Source organism: Streptomyces sp. NPDC044921 (assembly GCF_056432865.1).
Genome location: NZ_JBWKIF010000013.1, coordinates 22,271 through 36,939, shown reverse-complemented (window position 1 = coordinate 36,939; position 14,669 = coordinate 22,271). Strand labels below are relative to the sequence as shown.

Sequence of the window (14,669 nt, the reverse complement as noted above, 5' to 3'; positions counted from 1 at the left end):
CGACTACCCCGGCGTCACCGCCGCTTCGCGCGGGCCCGCCGCACGGCCCGGGTGACCACGGGCGGCAGCAGGTCCTTGGCGAGCCGGCGGGCCCGGGACGGGGCGGGGCGGGCCGAGCGCGCGGCACGGGGCTCGGCGGCCTCGGCGGGGGCCTGCGCGGGGACGGGCGCCACGTAGTGCCGGGAGGTCGGGAAGGGCGGCGGCTTCATCCCCCGGGAACGGGTCCGGATCAGCCGGTGCCCGGCCGCCTCCTGCACGCTCAGACCGACGTCCGTGCGCTGGCGCAGCATGTCCAGCAGGTCCTCCTGGAGCGGCTCGGGGTCGCCCCAGGTGCCGTACAGCTTCTGCGTGCTGAGGCACACCGGCCGCAGACCGCGGTTGAGCACGGCTTCCCAGGCGGCCACCGAGACGCCCGGCGTGTGCTCGGAACGGAAGTCGTCGAGGACCACGAGGCCCCCGGGCCGCAGGATGTCGCGGGCCGCGCCGATGTCGCCGTACACGTGCTCGTACAGGTGCGAGGCGTCGACGTGGACGAAGCGGCAGCTGCCCGGCGCCACCTTCTCGGACACCACCGAGCTGGGGGCGGCGATCACCGTCGGCAGGGTGTCGTGGAAGGAGAGGTAGTTCCGCTCGAAGGCCTGCCGGGTCAGCGAGGAGTACGACTGCGCCGCCTCCGCCTGGTTGGCCCCGTCCGGGGCGTCCCCCTCGAACAGGTCGCAGACCGTGAACGTCTCGCCGGGCTGCAGGTGCCGGCCGAGCAGGATGGCGCTCTTGCCCATGTAGACGCCGAGCTCCAGCAGGTCGCCGTGGATCCCTCGCTGCCGCTGCCACTCCAGGAACCAGGTGAACAGCATCTGGTCCAGCGGCGGGAACCAGCCCGGGACGTCCGCCAGTTCGCCGGGGTTCTTGTCGGTCGCTTGTGCGTTGGTCATGAGACGAGCCTTCTCTGTGAGCGTTGCCCGAACCGACGGTCAGGTGAACGGCCCGTGCACCTCAGCGGGCCTTGGCCAGCAGCTCCCGCAGCCGTGGCGTCAGCGGCCTCTCCACATACTTGTGCAGCAACCACGCCAGCAGCAGCATTGACGCCACCGTCAGGGCGAAAGTCACCGCCGATGGCAGCGCCAGGCCGCGGTGCAGGGCGTGGATCACCACCCAGCCGAGGTGCTCGTGGACCAGGTAGAACGGGTACGTCAGCGCCCCCGCCACCGTCAGCCAGCGCCAGTTCGCCCAGCGCAGCCGGCCCAGCGCTATCGCCGCGACCGCCACGAAGCCGAAGGTGACGACGAGCACGATGCCGAGCGAGGAGCGGTACGAGAAGCCGCCCGCCCCGGGCGCGTGCCACAGGCCCTGCACCGCGTAGTGCTGTCCGATCAGCCAGCTCACGGCCACGATGCCCCAGCCGTAGACGTCCCGCCGGTCGAGGTGGACGAGGTAGAGACCGACCCCGCCGATGAAGAAGGGGGCGTACTCCGGCATCAGGACGATGTCGAGCAGCGGCATGTGCGCGTTGTCGGCGATCACCGCGGCCAGCGTCCAGCCCGCGCAGAACAGGATCACCCGGCGCCGGGTGGCCCCGGGCAGCACCACGCACAGCGCGAACAGGGCGTAGAAGCGGACCTCCGCCCACAGCGTCCAGCACACCCCGAGCACCCGGTCCGCGCCGAGCGGCATCTGCAGCATGGTGAGGTTCACCAGCGCGTCGCTCGGCGACACCGCCCGGTAGGCGACCACGGGCAGCGCGAAGACGGCCGTCACGAGCAGGACCGCCACCCAGTAGGCGGGCAGCAGCCGGGAGGCGCGGGAGGCGAAGAACGACTTCAGCGGCCGGCCCCAGCCGCTCATGCAGATCACGAACCCGCTGATCACGAAGAACACCTGGACGCCGAGGCAGCCGTAGGCGAGGAACTCGTGCAGCGTGGGGAACTGGAGCTTCGGCGAGGAGCCCCAGGCCTCGGCGACCTCGCCGTCGCGCCCGCCGTAGTGGTACGCCGCGACCATCAGCGCGGCCACCAGCCGCAGGCCGTCGAGGGCGCGCAGGCGGCCCGCGGACTTCTCCCGCCGCCGTGGGACGGTCGTGGCGCCCGGGGGTTCGACCAGCACGGCGACGGGCTGGGGCTTACGGGGGCTGACGACCGTCTCGGTCACGCTGGAAACCTCTGTGTGGCTCGTATGTCCTTTACCTGGGCCGCCTGGGGGCGGGCAGGGCGCCTGTCACCCTAGGACGGGAATTGACGGAATTCAGTTCGAAGGTGACAGGCTTCGCCTGCCGGTTCCCACGGGTTCATCTGGATGTCGCCGCGACCGGGCTCCGGGCACATCTTCTTCAGCGGCGCACCGCCTTGTTGCGCAGCGCCCGCGCCCGCCGCACCACCCGGCGCGCCGTGGAATTGCGCGGCAGGAACGCCAGCCGCTGCGGGATTCCCCCGGGCAGTCCGAGCGAGGTGAGACGGCGCTTCTTGAAGTAGCGCCGGGTACGCGGGCCGAGGTGCCGGGCGAGGAACCGCTCGGCCTCTCCCCGCAGCTCCGGGTAGATCTGCGGCTGCATGGTGAAACCGACGGCGGTGAGCAGCCCGGGCAGGCGCTCGGCGGGCAGCACGTCACCCTCCTCGCCGCTCTCCAGGTCGGGCAGCAGGGCGTCCGCCAGGGTGGTGGGCACGCGGTTGCTGTTCTGGTAGGGCGTCAGCCGCTCCAGCAGCAGCTCGGTGCCGATGCGGGCGACCGGCAGGTCGTAGAGGACCGAGGCCGTGAACAGGGCGGTGGAGAAGCAGCCGACGACCAGCGCGGGCCGGGCGCGGTCGAAGAGGACCTCGGCGAGGACGGGCGTGTCCAGCACGGTGAGGTCGACGCCGAGCTTCTCGGCCTCGGTCTCCAGGGCGCGGCTGTAGCGGGCCGGGGCGGTCGGGTGGGGCTTGAAGACGACCGTGCGGTGGCCGCGGGCGACGGCGCCCCGCATCATCCGCACGTGCAGGTCCTCCTCCTCCTCGGGGGAGAGGATGTTCAGCGCCGACAGGTACTGGCCGAGCAGCAGCGCCGAGCCGTCGGGCAGGGCGGGCAGCTCGGGCACGGTCTCGGTGACCTCGCCCAGCACCTTCAGGAACGCGGGCGTGGGCACCAGGTGGGCCGGCACCCCGAACTCGGTCAGCAGCAGCGGCGTGAGCCCCGGCACCAGGTCCAGGTGGAGCAGCCGCCGCACACGGGTGCCGACCAGCGGGTCGAGCTTGTTGCGCGTGGGGCCGTAGCTCATCAGGCCGTCGGCGTAGACGTCGATCGGGGCGTCGGTGAACAGCTGGGCCACCGTGAGCGCGGGCGCCACCTGGATGGACTCCAGGACCAGGCCGACGTGGTCGTCGCCGAGGCCCCACAGCATCCGCAGGTAGCGCTCGAAGAGCGGGACGTCGTCGGCGCGCGGGGTCCAGGCCCCGGGGTGGAAGGGGCGGATGGCCTCGTTCCAGGACAGCACGTCGTCGAAGTGCTCGCGCAGCGGCGCGAAGCCCGGCATCTCGTCGAGCGCCGGGGTGGTCTCCGGGGTCGCGGAGTTGTTGAACACCAGCAGCACCCGGCGGTCCGGCTCCTCGAAGAGGTCCGAGTCGATCGCGGCGGCCAGGGTGGCCACGCCGTACAGCGTCGAGGCGCAGAAGATCTGAGTGGTCCCGGGCATCAGGCGGCCGCTCCCGTCGTGGTCACCCGGCGGCGCAGCCGCCGCAGCTTGGACGCGCGGTCCATGTCCATGGCCTCCAGTGCGTCACGGAGCGCGTCCTGCGGCATGCGCTTGATGGCCGCCGCGCTCATCGACCGCAGCTGCCTCGCCACGGCCGGTTCGAACCTGTCTTCGTTGGAGAGGTGGTGGGCGATGATCGCGCAGTAGGTCCGCACCGCCTTGGGCAGCAGCCGGTCGGCCTCCCGGTCCGCGGCCGTCTCCTCGATCACCTGGTCGAAGGCGCGGATGAAGTCCAGCTGGCGGACGTCGCCGATCTGGGTGAGCGACGAGGCGACCCCGCGCCGGTAGAACACGCCCAGCAGGCTGATCACGGCGAACGACTCCGCCTCCCGGTGCAGCTTCCAGATCCACGGCCGGTCCTCGGCCGTGCGCAGTCCGTCGGTGAAGTGGAGCAGCCCCTTGTCGACGAGCCGGCGGTGATAGGCGCCGGCCCAGGCGTAGGCGTAGTCCACGGAGGTGGAGCGGTGGGCGGGCAGGATCGCCTCCCGCGGGTCGAACGGCTCCCAGCGGCGGCCGACCGGGACCCGGTGCACCGAACGCGCGCGGGCGGTGGCCTGCACGTGGTCGGTGCGCACGAAGTCGCACCCCAACCGGTCCATGGCGGACACCAGTTCGGTGAGGTAGCCGGGGGCCAGCCAGTCGTCACCGTCCAGGAAGGTCAGGTACTCGCCCTGCGCCGCGTCCAGGCCGGTGTTGCGGGCGGTGGCGAGGCCGCCGTTCTTCTCGTGTCGGATGTAACGCACCCGCGCGACATCCGAAAGCTCCTCGGCCGCCCGTTCGAGAATGGTCGGGGTTCCATCCTTGGAATGGTCGTCGACCAGGATGAACTCGAAATCGCGGTCGGCGTTCAGCCGAAGGCTTCTGAGGGTGTCCGGGGCATATTGCTGCACGTTGTAGAACGGCACGATCACGGAAAGCTTAGGCACCCGCAAAACGTTAGGAGCCCGCCCGGCAGCGCAACTTTCCGGTGAACGTACACCGGGTGAACTCCGTGTGTCAGAACGGTGCACCCCGTGTACTTCCCGCTTTCCCGCGGGCCAGTTCGGCTCCCGGAGGGGTGTTGTTAACTTTTCGTTGAGTCGCGGTTCCGCCATACCTAGGATTCGCTTCCTAGCGTCTTCGACGTGCCAGCAAGTACACCGAAGCGCCCGCGCATCGCGGTTCTCGCGGACTCCGACACCCGATGGAAATGGGGTGCGTTGACCGCGCACCGCATCGCCCCGGGACCGTCCATGGAAACCGGAGCGCGCGAGGGCGCGCAAGTCGCCCCCGTCCTCGACGGATTCCTGCTGCGCGGCCGGGCCACGCCCACCCCGCGCCAGCTCCGGGAAGTGGGCGTGCGCGCCGACTCGCTGCGGGAGGTCACCGCGGTCGAGTTCCTGCGCGTCATGACCGAGGAGTCCTACGACGTCCTCGTGCTGTCCCTGGTGGGCGGCGGTGTGCAGGCGATGCTGCACGGGCTCGTGCGGGCCTGGGAGGGCCGCACCTCACGTCCCGTCGTCGTCACCGGTTACGTCGGCGTCGTCTACGAGAAGCTCGCCGACGGCCTGCTGCTGCGGCACGGCGCGGACCTCGTCCTCGCCAACTCCCGCCAGGACGCGGACCGTTTCCGGGCCGTGTACGAGGGAGTGGGCGCCGACGCCTCGTCGGTGACGGAGGTGGCCCTGCCCTTCCTCGGCGGCGCGCCGTACGAGGGCGAACACGACCCCTCTGCCAAGCAAGGGCGCAGGCCCTACACGGTCGTCTTCGCCGCCCAGCCCTCGGTGCCCGAGAGCCGCAAGGACCGTACGTACCTGCTGAACCGGCTGGTGCAGCACGCCCGCCGGCACCCCGAGCGCGAGGTGCTGCTGAAGCTGCGCTCCAAGCCGGGCGAACACACCACCCACATCGAGGAGCTGCCGTACCAGAAGCTGGTGCAGCGCCTCGATCCGCCGGCCAACTTCCGTCTGGTGTACGGCAACATGGGCGAGGTCCTGGACCGGACCGACCTGCTGGTGACGGTCAGCTCCACGGCCGCCCTGGAGTCGCTGCACCGCCGCATCCCCACGGTCGTCCTCACCGACCTGGGCGTGCGCGAGTCGCTCGGCAACCACCACTTCGTGGGCTCCGGCTGCCTCGCCTCCTGGAACCAGCTCGACGCCGGGCACCGCCCCGTACCCGACGAGGAGTGGGTCTCCCGGCAGGGCGTCGCCGCCGACGGTTCCTACGACTCGGCCTTCGACGCGGCCCGCGAACGGATCGCCGAGCTGCTCGGCCGGCCCGGCGGCCTGCCCCCGCTGGCCCCGTACTACACCCCCGCCACCGCGCCCGGCTATCTGCCCGGGATCCTCGCCCGCCACCACCTCGGCCCCGACGGCACGCCGCTGCCCGGCGCGCCCGCCGCCGACCGGGAGCCCGGACCGGTCCGGCAGATCGTGCGCCGGGCGGCGCGCGGCGCCTACCGGCACGGCGTGCAGCGCGTGGCGCCCGTCATCCGGCGGATGGGGGAGCTGTGAGCCGCCCCGAGACCCCTGCCCAAGGAGTAGAGCCCATGTCCCGACCGGAAGCCGGCCAAGGCGCCTCCGTGCGCCGCGTGCTGGCGGTGATCCCCGCACGCGGCGGCTCCAAGGGCGTGCCCGCGAAGAACCTCCTGCCCGTCGGCGGCGTGCCGCTGGTGGCGCGGGCGGTCCGCGAGTGCCGGGCCGCCCGGCTGGTGACTGACGTGGTGGTCTCCACCGACGACCAGGCCATCGCGGCCGCCGCCCGCCAGGCCGGTGCCGAGGTGGTGCTGCGCCCGGCCGCCATCGCCGGTGACACCGCCACCTCCGAGGCCGCCGTCCTGCACGCCATGGACGCCCACGAGGCCCTGCACGGGGCGCCGGTGGACGTGGTCCTGCTCGTGCAGTGCACCAGCCCGTTCCTGATCCGCGAGGACATCGACGGGGTCGTCGCCGCGATCGCCGGGAACGGCGCCGACACCGCCGTCACCGTCGCGCCCTTCCACGGGTTCATCTGGCGCGACGCCGACGACGAGGCCGCCGCCGGTTCCGTCGCGGAGCCCGACGCCGCGGTGGGCGGCGGCTACGGCGTCAACCACGACAAGTCCTTCCGGCCCCGCCGCCAGGACCGCCCCCAGGACCTGCTGGAGACCGGCGCCGCCTACGCCATGGAGGCGACCGGCTTCCGCGAGCACCGCCACCGCTTCTTCGGCCGCACCGAACTGGTCCGCACGGACCCGGCGCGCGTGCTGGAGATCGACGACCCGCACGACCTCGCCCGCGCCCGGGCCCTCGCGCCGCTGTTCGACGCGGACCGGCCCGGCGCCCTCCCGACCGCCGACGACATCGACGCGGTCGTCCTCGACTTCGACGGCACCCAGACCGACGACCGGGTGCTCGTCGACTCCGACGGACGGGAGTTCGTCTCCGTGCACCGCGGGGACGGACTCGGCATCGCGGCCCTCCGCAGGAGCGGCCTGAAGATGCTGATCCTGTCCACGGAACAGAACCCTGTGGTCGCCGCCCGGGCACGGAAGCTCAAGCTCCCGGTGCTGCACGGCATCGACCGCAAGGACCTCGCGCTGAAGCAGTGGTGCGAGGAGCAGGGCATCGCGCCGGAGCGCGTGCTCTACGTCGGCAACGACGTCAATGACCTCCCGTGCTTCGCCCTCGTGGGCTGGCCCGTGGCGGTCGCGAGCGCCCACGACGTCGTGCGCGGCGCCGCACGCGCGGTCACCACCGTCCCCGGCGGCGACGGCGCGATCCGAGAGATCGCCAGCTGGATCCTCGGCCCCTCTCTCGATTCCCTCACCAAGTAAGGACATCTCCTGCCATGAGCACCAACTCCCGTATCCGCCAGTTCGGTTCGCGCGAGGTCGGCCCGGGCCGTCCGGTCTACATCTGCGGTGAGATCGGCATCAACCACAACGGCGAGCTGGAGAACGCGTTCAAGCTGATCGACGCCGCCGCCGAGGCCGGCTGCGACGCCGTCAAGTTCCAGAAGCGCACGCCGGAGATCTGCACCCCGCGCGACCAGTGGGACATCGAGCGCGACACCCCCTGGGGCCGGATGACCTACATCGACTACCGCCACCGCGTGGAGTTCGGCGAGGACGAGTACCGCGCCATCGACGACTACTGCAAGTCGAAGAACATCGACTGGTTCGCCTCCCCGTGGGACACCGAGGCCGTCGCCTTCCTGGAGAAGTTCGACGTCCCCGCCCACAAGGTCGCCTCCGCCTCCCTCACCGACGACGAGCTGCTGCGCGCCCTGCGCGCCACCGGCCGCGCGGTGATCCTCTCCACCGGCATGTCGACGCCGAAGCAGATCCGCCACGCGGTGGAGGTCCTCGGCTCGGACAACATCCTGATGTGCCACGCCACGTCGACCTACCCGGCCAAGGCCGAGGAGCTCAACCTGCGCGTGATCAACACCCTGCAGCAGGAGTACCCGAACGTCCCGATCGGCTACTCGGGCCACGAGACCGGCCTGCAGACCACCCTCGCCGCGGTCGCCCTGGGCGCCACCTTCGTCGAGCGCCACATCACCCTCGACCGCGCCATGTGGGGCTCGGACCAGGCCGCCTCCGTCGAGCCGCAGGGCCTGACCCGCCTGGTCCGCGACATCCGCACCATCGAGGCCTCCCTCGGCGACGGCGTCAAGAAGGTCTACGAGTCCGAGCTGGGCCCGATGAAGAAGCTGCGCCGCGTCACCGGCGTGGTCGCCGAGGCGGAGATCGCCACGGCCGCGGGCGAGCCGGTCGGCGTCTGAGCACCCACCCCACCACCCCCTTACGACGGGACGGTCGTACGTCGATGAGCCCCCGCGCCGGGAACGCCGGCCCCCACACTCTCGCCTTCGTCGAGAGCCCGGTACAGCTGCTCAACGTGCTGGAGTGGGCGCACGCGCACGCGCCCGGCGTGGGGCTCACCCTCGTGGTGCTGTCGCCCGTCGACCCGATGACGCGCGGCCAGCTGCGGCGGATGTCCGACCTGGCCCGCGAGGAGGGGCACGAGGTCCGCTGGGAGGAGGCCCGCGGCGGGGCCCTGGCGCCCTTCCAGACCATCGGCGGCCTGGCCGGCCTGCTCCGCAGGGCGCGCCGCGTCGTGCTGGGGGACCCCTTCTCCCGCTACGTCCAGCTGCTGCTGACCATCACCCGCGCCCGTGACCTGGTCGTCGTCGACGACGGCACGGCGACGATGGAGTTCGTCGGGCAGCTGGCCCGCGGTGAACGCCTGGTGCGCTGGCACCGCAAGGGCGGCCGTCCCGGCCCGCGGGACGTCCTCTTCGCGCCGGTGTCCGCCTCGGCGCGCCGCCGCCTGACCCCGGGCGACAGCCGCCGCATCGAGATCTTCTCGTCCATGCCGATGGAGCAGACCCCGCCGGGCGTGACGGTCCGCGCCAACGCCTTCGCCTGGACCCGGGCCCGCTTCGGCCCGCCGCGCCTGACCAAGGGCGCGGACCTGGTGGGCACGTCCCTGGTGGAGACGGGCGTGGTGGACGACGGCCGCTACCTGGAGGCCGTCCGCGCCCTGGCGAAGGCCCACGGCGCCACGCGCTACTTCGCCCACCGCCGCGAGAGCACCGACAAACTGCACCGCCTCGCCGTCGAGACGGGTCTGGAGATCGTCCGCCCCGAGCTCCCACTGGAACTGATCGCCCGCCGCGGCCCCATCGGCCGCACGATCCTCAGCTTCCCCTCCACGGTCGTCCACACCCTGCCGCTCGCCCTGTCCGGCACGGAGGTCCGCGTCGCCGTCTGCGACATCGACCGGGCCTGGCTGACCGAACACGCCTCGCCCCGCGCCCAGGGCTTCCTCTCCGGCGTCACGGGCACGGCCCGCGAGGCCCACGGCCTGACCACGGCGGCCCCGACGGACCCGCCCGCCCGTCCGGGCACCGAGTCCCCCGGGGACCGGACCGGCCCGCCGGACACGGCCGGCACGGCGACCTTCGTGACCATGCCGAGCCCGGCGACGGGGACGGCAGGGGCGCCGGGGACGGTGGCCGCGGGCTAGGCGGCGGCCGCACCGCCCGGGCCTGCGGAACGCCGGCGCCGGTCGTTCACCGTGCCCGGTCGGCTGTTCCCGGCTTGCGGGCCAGCAAGAACGCGCGCGGCAGCCGCTCCTCCTCCAGCGGCTCCCGTACGACCCGGGCGTAGAGCTCCAGCCCCGCCTCCCGCAGCCGGTCGGCCACGGAATCCGGAGTGCGCCAGTAGCAGTCGAGCGAGATCTCCTGCCCGTAGCGCTCGGTCAGACGGCGGTGCCCGTCCGCCGGGCCGGACTGGAAGGCGAGCAGTACGGGCGCGCCGGGTACCAGGACGCGGTGGAACTCCGCGAGGACCGGCGGCAGGTGATCGTCGGGCACATGGATGATCGAGTAGAGCGCGACGACGCCCCCGAGCGACGCGTCCGGCAGGTCCAGCGCGGTCATCGAACCGACGTGGAACCGCAGGTCCGGGTGGGCCCGCCGGGCCAGGGCCACCATGCGGGGCGACAGGTCCACCCCGAACACCGGCAGTCCGAGGTCGCGCAGCCGGGCCGTCACGTACCCGGGGCCGCTGCCGAGGTCGGCGACCGGGGGCCGCGCCGCCCCGCAGGTCGCTCCGGCCAGCGCCGCGAACGCCGTGAGCAGCGCGCCCTCCAGGGGTCTGCCGGCCAGGCTGTCCGGGTGCTCGGCGGCATAGGCCTCGGCGACGGCGTCGTACGAGGCCCGCGTCGGGTCCAGGTACTCGGGGCTGTCGGCGCGCACGGGGCGCACCCTATCGGCGCACGCGTCCGGCAGATGAACGCGCCCGTGTTCGGCGCGCAGGGCGTGGTATCCGTGAAGGAGGATGGACGGATACCGAGACTCCGAGTCGGGTGTGGCCGAAGTCACATCGAGTGGTCGCGATGGCCGACTCGGGCTGAAAGGCGGGCGAGTTTACCCATCTCCATCGATAGCCATGCGTCCGGCAGTCATATTTTCTTCCCCTAACGGGTTGAAGTTTTGTTGATCCAGGGTCGGGCGACCACCCCGGCGCCCTACCCTTCAAAGGGTGAAGCCACTGATGTCACTGGAGTCCGAGGTCGACCTTCCCGCGGGAGCCGTGCTTCCCGGATCGCTTCCCGACGCCCTGCGTGCCGAGCTCATCGCGTTCCGGCGCGACCTGCACATGCACCCGGAGCTCGGCAACCAGGAGTTCCGCACGACCGCGGCGATCAAGGAGCGGCTGGAGAGGGCCGGGCTCAAGCCGCGCGTCCTCCCGGTCGGGACGGGACTCGTCTGTGACATCGGCGTACCGGGCGAGCAGTGGGACGGCGGTCCCAGCATGCTCGCCCTGCGGGCCGACATCGACGGCCTGCCCATCCCGGACACCAAGTCGGACTGCCCGTACCGCTCGACCGTGCCCGACCGCGCGCACGCCTGCGGCCACGACGTGCACACCACCGTCGTCCTCGGCGCCGGTCTCGTCCTCGCCGAGCTGCACAAGCGCGGCCAACTGCCCCGCCCCGTCCGGCTGATCTTCCAGCCGGCCGAGGAGGTGCTGCCCGGCGGCGCCGCCGACGCCATCAAGTGCGGGGCGCTGGAAGGCGTCGGCGCGATCATCGCCGTGCACTGCGACCCCCGGGTCGACGCCGGGCGGATCGGGCTGCGCGAGGGTCCCATCACCTCCGCCTGCGACCGGCTGGAGATCGGCCTCGACGGCCCGGGCGGCCACACCGCGCGCCCGCACCTGACGACCGACCTGGTCACCGCGGCGGCCCGCGTGGTCACCGACGTGCCCGCCCTGGTCGGCCGGCGCTTCGACAGCCGCAGCGGGCTCGCCATCACCTGGGGCCGCATCGAGTCGGGCCACGCGCCGAACGTCATCCCGCAGCACGCCGAGCTGTCCGGCACCGTGCGCTGCCTGGACATCGAGGCGTGGCGGCAGGCCCCGGACGTGGTGGTCGCGGCGATCGACGAGATCGCCAACCTGCACCGGGCCAAGTCGGAGATCAACTACGTGCGCGGCGTCCCGCCCGTCGTCAACGAGCCCGGCGTGACCGAGCTGCTGCGCGACGCGATGATCGCCCGGCGCGGGGTCGACTCCGTCGTGGGCACCGAGCAGAGCCTCGGCGGCGAGGACTTCTCCTGGTACCTGGAGCACGTGCCCGGCGCGATGGCCCGACTGGGCGTACGCGTCCCCGGCGAGCGCCAGATCCGCGACCTCCACCAGGGCGACTTCGACGTCGACGAGTCGGCGATCACGGTGGGTGTCGAACTGTTCACCGCGGCGGCCCTGGTCAACGGCCTGCGGTAGACCCCTCGGGGCGCGGGGAACTGCGCGACAGGCCACGACGGCGCCGCACCGGAACGACGACGCAAGCCCCTACTGCGGCCCCCGGTTGCGCCCCGCGCACCCCGGGGGCAGCCTGGTGCGCGTGACGAGCAGGCACGCGCCGTGTCCCCGAGTACACCTTTCGACCCCGTTCGATCCCGTGGTTCACAAGGGCGTAACCGGCCATCGGCACGAATGGATAACGGCCCCGCGGCGACCCGTTCCCAGGAGTGTCTACGCGCGTTAATGTGCGCCGAACTGAGCACCCGCTGCGGAGCTTCGGAGAATGGGGAACTTCAGATGCGTCGGATTTCGAAACTGACCCGCGTCGCGGTGGGGGTCGCGTCGCTGGGCCTCGTCGCCACGGCCTGTGGCGGCACCAGCAGTGACAGCGGTGACAGCGACAGCAGCGACCGCGGCGTCGCCATCGCCTACGACGTCGGCGGCAAGGGTGACCAGTCCTTCAACGACGCCGCCTTCGCCGGCCTGACCAAGGCCAAGGACGAGTTCGGCTACAAGACGGCCGACATCGAGCCCACCGAGGGCGAGACGGACGCCGACAAGGAGCAGCGCCTCGCCTCGCTGGCGAAGCAGGGCTACAACCCGGTCATCGGCGTCGGCTTCGCCTACGGCCCGGCCATGAAGGCCGTCGCCTCCAAGTACCCGAAGACCACCTTCGGCATCGTGGACTCGGTCGTCGAGGGCAAGAACGTCGCCTCCCTCGTCTTCGCCGAGGAGCAGGCCTCCTACCTCGCCGGTGTCGCCGCCGCCAAGGCCACCAAGAGCGACGTCGTCGGCTTCGTGGGCGGGGTGGACATCCCGCTGATCCACAAGTTCGAGGCCGGCTACAAGCAGGGTGTCGAGGACACCAAGCCCGGCGTGAAGGTGCTGTCGCAGTACCTCACCCAGACGGCCGAGGAAGGCGGCTTCTCCAGCCCGGACAAGGGCAAGGCCGCCGCCGAGGGCCAGATCGAGAAGAAGGCCGACGTGCTCTACGCGGCGGCCGGTCTGTCCGGGCAGGGCGTGATCGAGGCCGCCGCCAAGGCGAAGGTCTGGGCGATCGGCGTCGACTCCGACCAGTACAAGCAGGCCGCTCTCGCGCCGTACAAGAACTACATCCTCACGTCCGCGCTCAAGGACGTCGGCGGAGCGGTCTACGCGCTGGCCAAGTCGGTCCAGGACGACAAGCCGCTGACCGGCACGCAGACCTTCGACCTGAAGGTCGACGGCGTCGGCCTGTCCGAGTCGAATCCCGAGTTCGCCAAGGTCGCGGGCCTGAAGGAGGCCGTCGACAAGGCGAAGCAGGGCATCGACGACGGCACCATCAAGGTGAGGACCGAGTAACACGCCCGCGCAGGGCACCGGAGCGGGCGGGCACCCCAGGGGTGTCCGCCCGCTCCGTGCTTCCCGCCCGCGGATCACCCAGCGCCACCCCGCGTTTGCGGTCGGCAACACCCGGACCGTGGCCCGGTGGTGGCTTGGCCACGGGCCTATAACAAGGTGGACAGAAGGGGTTTTCAGGCAGGTCTACGCGCGTTAATCTGCGGCGAAGCCAGCGCTGAAGCTGAATCGTCCCGGCGCTGTGCGACCTCGGTTGTACGACAGGAGCACCCACACATGCGCCGGATTTCCCGGATCACGGTCGCAGGCGCAGCGACCGCCTCCCTGGCCCTCGCGCTCTCCGCCTGCGGCGGCACCTCGACCTCCGCCGGGTCGTCGGACTCGAAGGGCGACAAGGGCCTCGCCATCGCGTACGACGTCGGCGGCAAGGGCGACCAGTCCTTCAACGACGCGGCCTACGCGGGCCTGGAGCAGGCGAAGAAGGAGTTCGGGTACCAGACGGCCGACGTGGAGCCCACCGAGGGTGAGACGGACGCCGACAAGGAGCAGCGCCTCGCCTCGCTGGCGAAGCAGGGCTACAACCCGGTCATCGGTGTCGGCTACGCCTACGCCTCGGCCATCAAGGGCGCCTCCGAGAAGTTCCCGGACACCACCTTCGGCATCGTCGACGACGCCACCATCAACGCCAAGAACGTCGCCGACCTGGTCTTCAGCGAGGAGCAGGCCTCCTACCTGGCCGGTGTCGCCGCCGCCAAGAGCACCAAGTCGAACGTCGTCGGCTTCGTGGGCGGCGTGGACATCCCGCTGATCCACAAGTTCCAGGCGGGCTTCGAGCAGGGCGTCAAGGACACGAACCCGAAGGTCAAGGTCCTCTCCCAGTACCTCACCCAGACGGCGGAGGAGGGCGGCTTCTCCAGCCCGGACAAGGGCAAGACGGCCGCCGAGGGCCAGATCGAGAAGAAGGCCGACGTGGTCTACGCGGCCGCCGGTCTGTCCGGTCAGGGCGTGATCGAGGCCGCCGCCGCCAACAAGGTGTGGGCGATCGGCGTCGACTCCGACCAGTACCAGCAGGAAGCCCTCGCCAAGTACAAGGACTCGATCCTGACCTCGGCGATGAAGGACGTCGCCAAGGCGGTGTACAACCTGGCGAAGTCGGTCGAGGACGGCAAGCCCGAGACCGGTATCGTTCGTGGCGATCTGAAGACCGGCGAGGTGAGCCTGTCGAACTCCAACCCGAAGTTCGCGGACGACGCCGAGCTCCAGGAAGCCATCAAGACGGCCAAGGAGAAGATCATCAGCGGCGAGATCAAGGTCAAGAGCAGCTGACGAGCG

General features: G+C 71.6%; 12 protein-coding genes. 7 read left to right on the top strand and 5 right to left on the bottom strand.

Going from position 1 to position 14,669, the window contains the following annotated elements:
* Positions 1-14: 14 nt before the first annotated feature.
* The 4 genes from AC07DA_RS21195 to AC07DA_RS21180 form a co-directional block, all read right to left on the bottom strand.
* The gene (locus tag AC07DA_RS21195; RefSeq protein ID WP_479129725.1) at positions 15-932 is read right to left on the bottom strand and encodes a class I SAM-dependent methyltransferase; all 918 of its coding nucleotides are present in this window, start codon (positions 930-932) and stop codon (positions 15-17) included.
* Between the two features lie 61 nt (positions 933-993).
* The gene (locus tag AC07DA_RS21190; protein WP_479129724.1) at positions 994-2,145 is read right to left on the bottom strand and encodes an acyltransferase family protein; all 1,152 of its coding nucleotides are present in this window, start codon (positions 2,143-2,145) and stop codon (positions 994-996) included.
* A gap of 178 nt (positions 2,146-2,323) precedes the next feature.
* Positions 2,324-3,658, bottom strand: a complete 1,335-nt coding sequence (locus tag AC07DA_RS21185; RefSeq protein WP_479129723.1) for an alpha-2,8-polysialyltransferase family protein — start codon at positions 3,656-3,658, stop codon at positions 2,324-2,326.
* The gene (locus tag AC07DA_RS21180; RefSeq protein WP_479129722.1) at positions 3,658-4,644 is read right to left on the bottom strand and encodes a glycosyltransferase family 2 protein; all 987 of its coding nucleotides are present in this window, start codon (positions 4,642-4,644) and stop codon (positions 3,658-3,660) included. Before AC07DA_RS21180 ends, AC07DA_RS21185 begins: the two co-directional genes overlap by 1 nt.
* A 198-nt stretch (positions 4,645-4,842) precedes the next feature.
* On the opposite strand from AC07DA_RS21180, the gene AC07DA_RS21175 reads away from it, so the two are divergent.
* From AC07DA_RS21175 to AC07DA_RS21160, 4 genes are read left to right on the top strand one after another with little or no spacing between them, the layout of a single operon-like run.
* Positions 4,843-6,213, top strand: coding sequence for a DUF6716 putative glycosyltransferase (locus AC07DA_RS21175; protein ID WP_479129721.1), 1,371 nt, complete (start codon positions 4,843-4,845; stop codon positions 6,211-6,213).
* Positions 6,214-6,248: 35 nt separating this feature from the next.
* A complete protein-coding gene (locus tag AC07DA_RS21170; RefSeq protein WP_479129720.1) occupies positions 6,249-7,514 on the top strand; it encodes a cytidylyltransferase domain-containing protein in 1,266 nt (421 codons plus the stop codon).
* 14 nt (positions 7,515-7,528) lie between these two features.
* On the top strand, positions 7,529-8,467 hold the full coding sequence (locus AC07DA_RS21165; RefSeq protein ID WP_479129719.1) for an N-acetylneuraminate synthase family protein: 939 nt from the start codon (positions 7,529-7,531) through the stop codon (positions 8,465-8,467).
* Positions 8,468-8,511: 44 nt separating this feature from the next.
* The gene (locus tag AC07DA_RS21160) at positions 8,512-9,714 is read left to right on the top strand and encodes a ferritin family protein (RefSeq protein WP_479129718.1); all 1,203 of its coding nucleotides are present in this window, start codon (positions 8,512-8,514) and stop codon (positions 9,712-9,714) included.
* A 46-nt stretch (positions 9,715-9,760) separates the two neighbouring features.
* Here AC07DA_RS21160 and AC07DA_RS21155 read toward each other — a convergent pair whose 3' ends face one another.
* Positions 9,761-10,447: a class I SAM-dependent DNA methyltransferase gene (locus AC07DA_RS21155; RefSeq protein WP_479129717.1), complete on the bottom strand. Its 687-nt coding sequence runs from the start codon at positions 10,445-10,447 to the stop codon at positions 9,761-9,763.
* Between the two features lie 298 nt (positions 10,448-10,745).
* Between AC07DA_RS21155 and AC07DA_RS21150 the strand changes: the two genes are divergently transcribed.
* From AC07DA_RS21150 to AC07DA_RS21140, 3 genes are all read left to right on the top strand, one after another.
* The gene (locus AC07DA_RS21150) at positions 10,746-11,978 is read left to right on the top strand and encodes a M20 family metallopeptidase (protein WP_479129886.1); all 1,233 of its coding nucleotides are present in this window, start codon (positions 10,746-10,748) and stop codon (positions 11,976-11,978) included.
* Between the two features lie 318 nt (positions 11,979-12,296).
* Positions 12,297-13,340, top strand: a complete 1,044-nt coding sequence (locus AC07DA_RS21145; RefSeq protein WP_479129716.1) for a BMP family lipoprotein — start codon at positions 12,297-12,299, stop codon at positions 13,338-13,340.
* 273 nt (positions 13,341-13,613) lie between these two features.
* Entirely contained in the window at positions 13,614-14,663 is a 1,050-nt protein-coding gene (locus tag AC07DA_RS21140) for a BMP family lipoprotein (protein WP_479129715.1), read from the top strand.
* Positions 14,664-14,669: the final 6 nt, after the last annotated feature.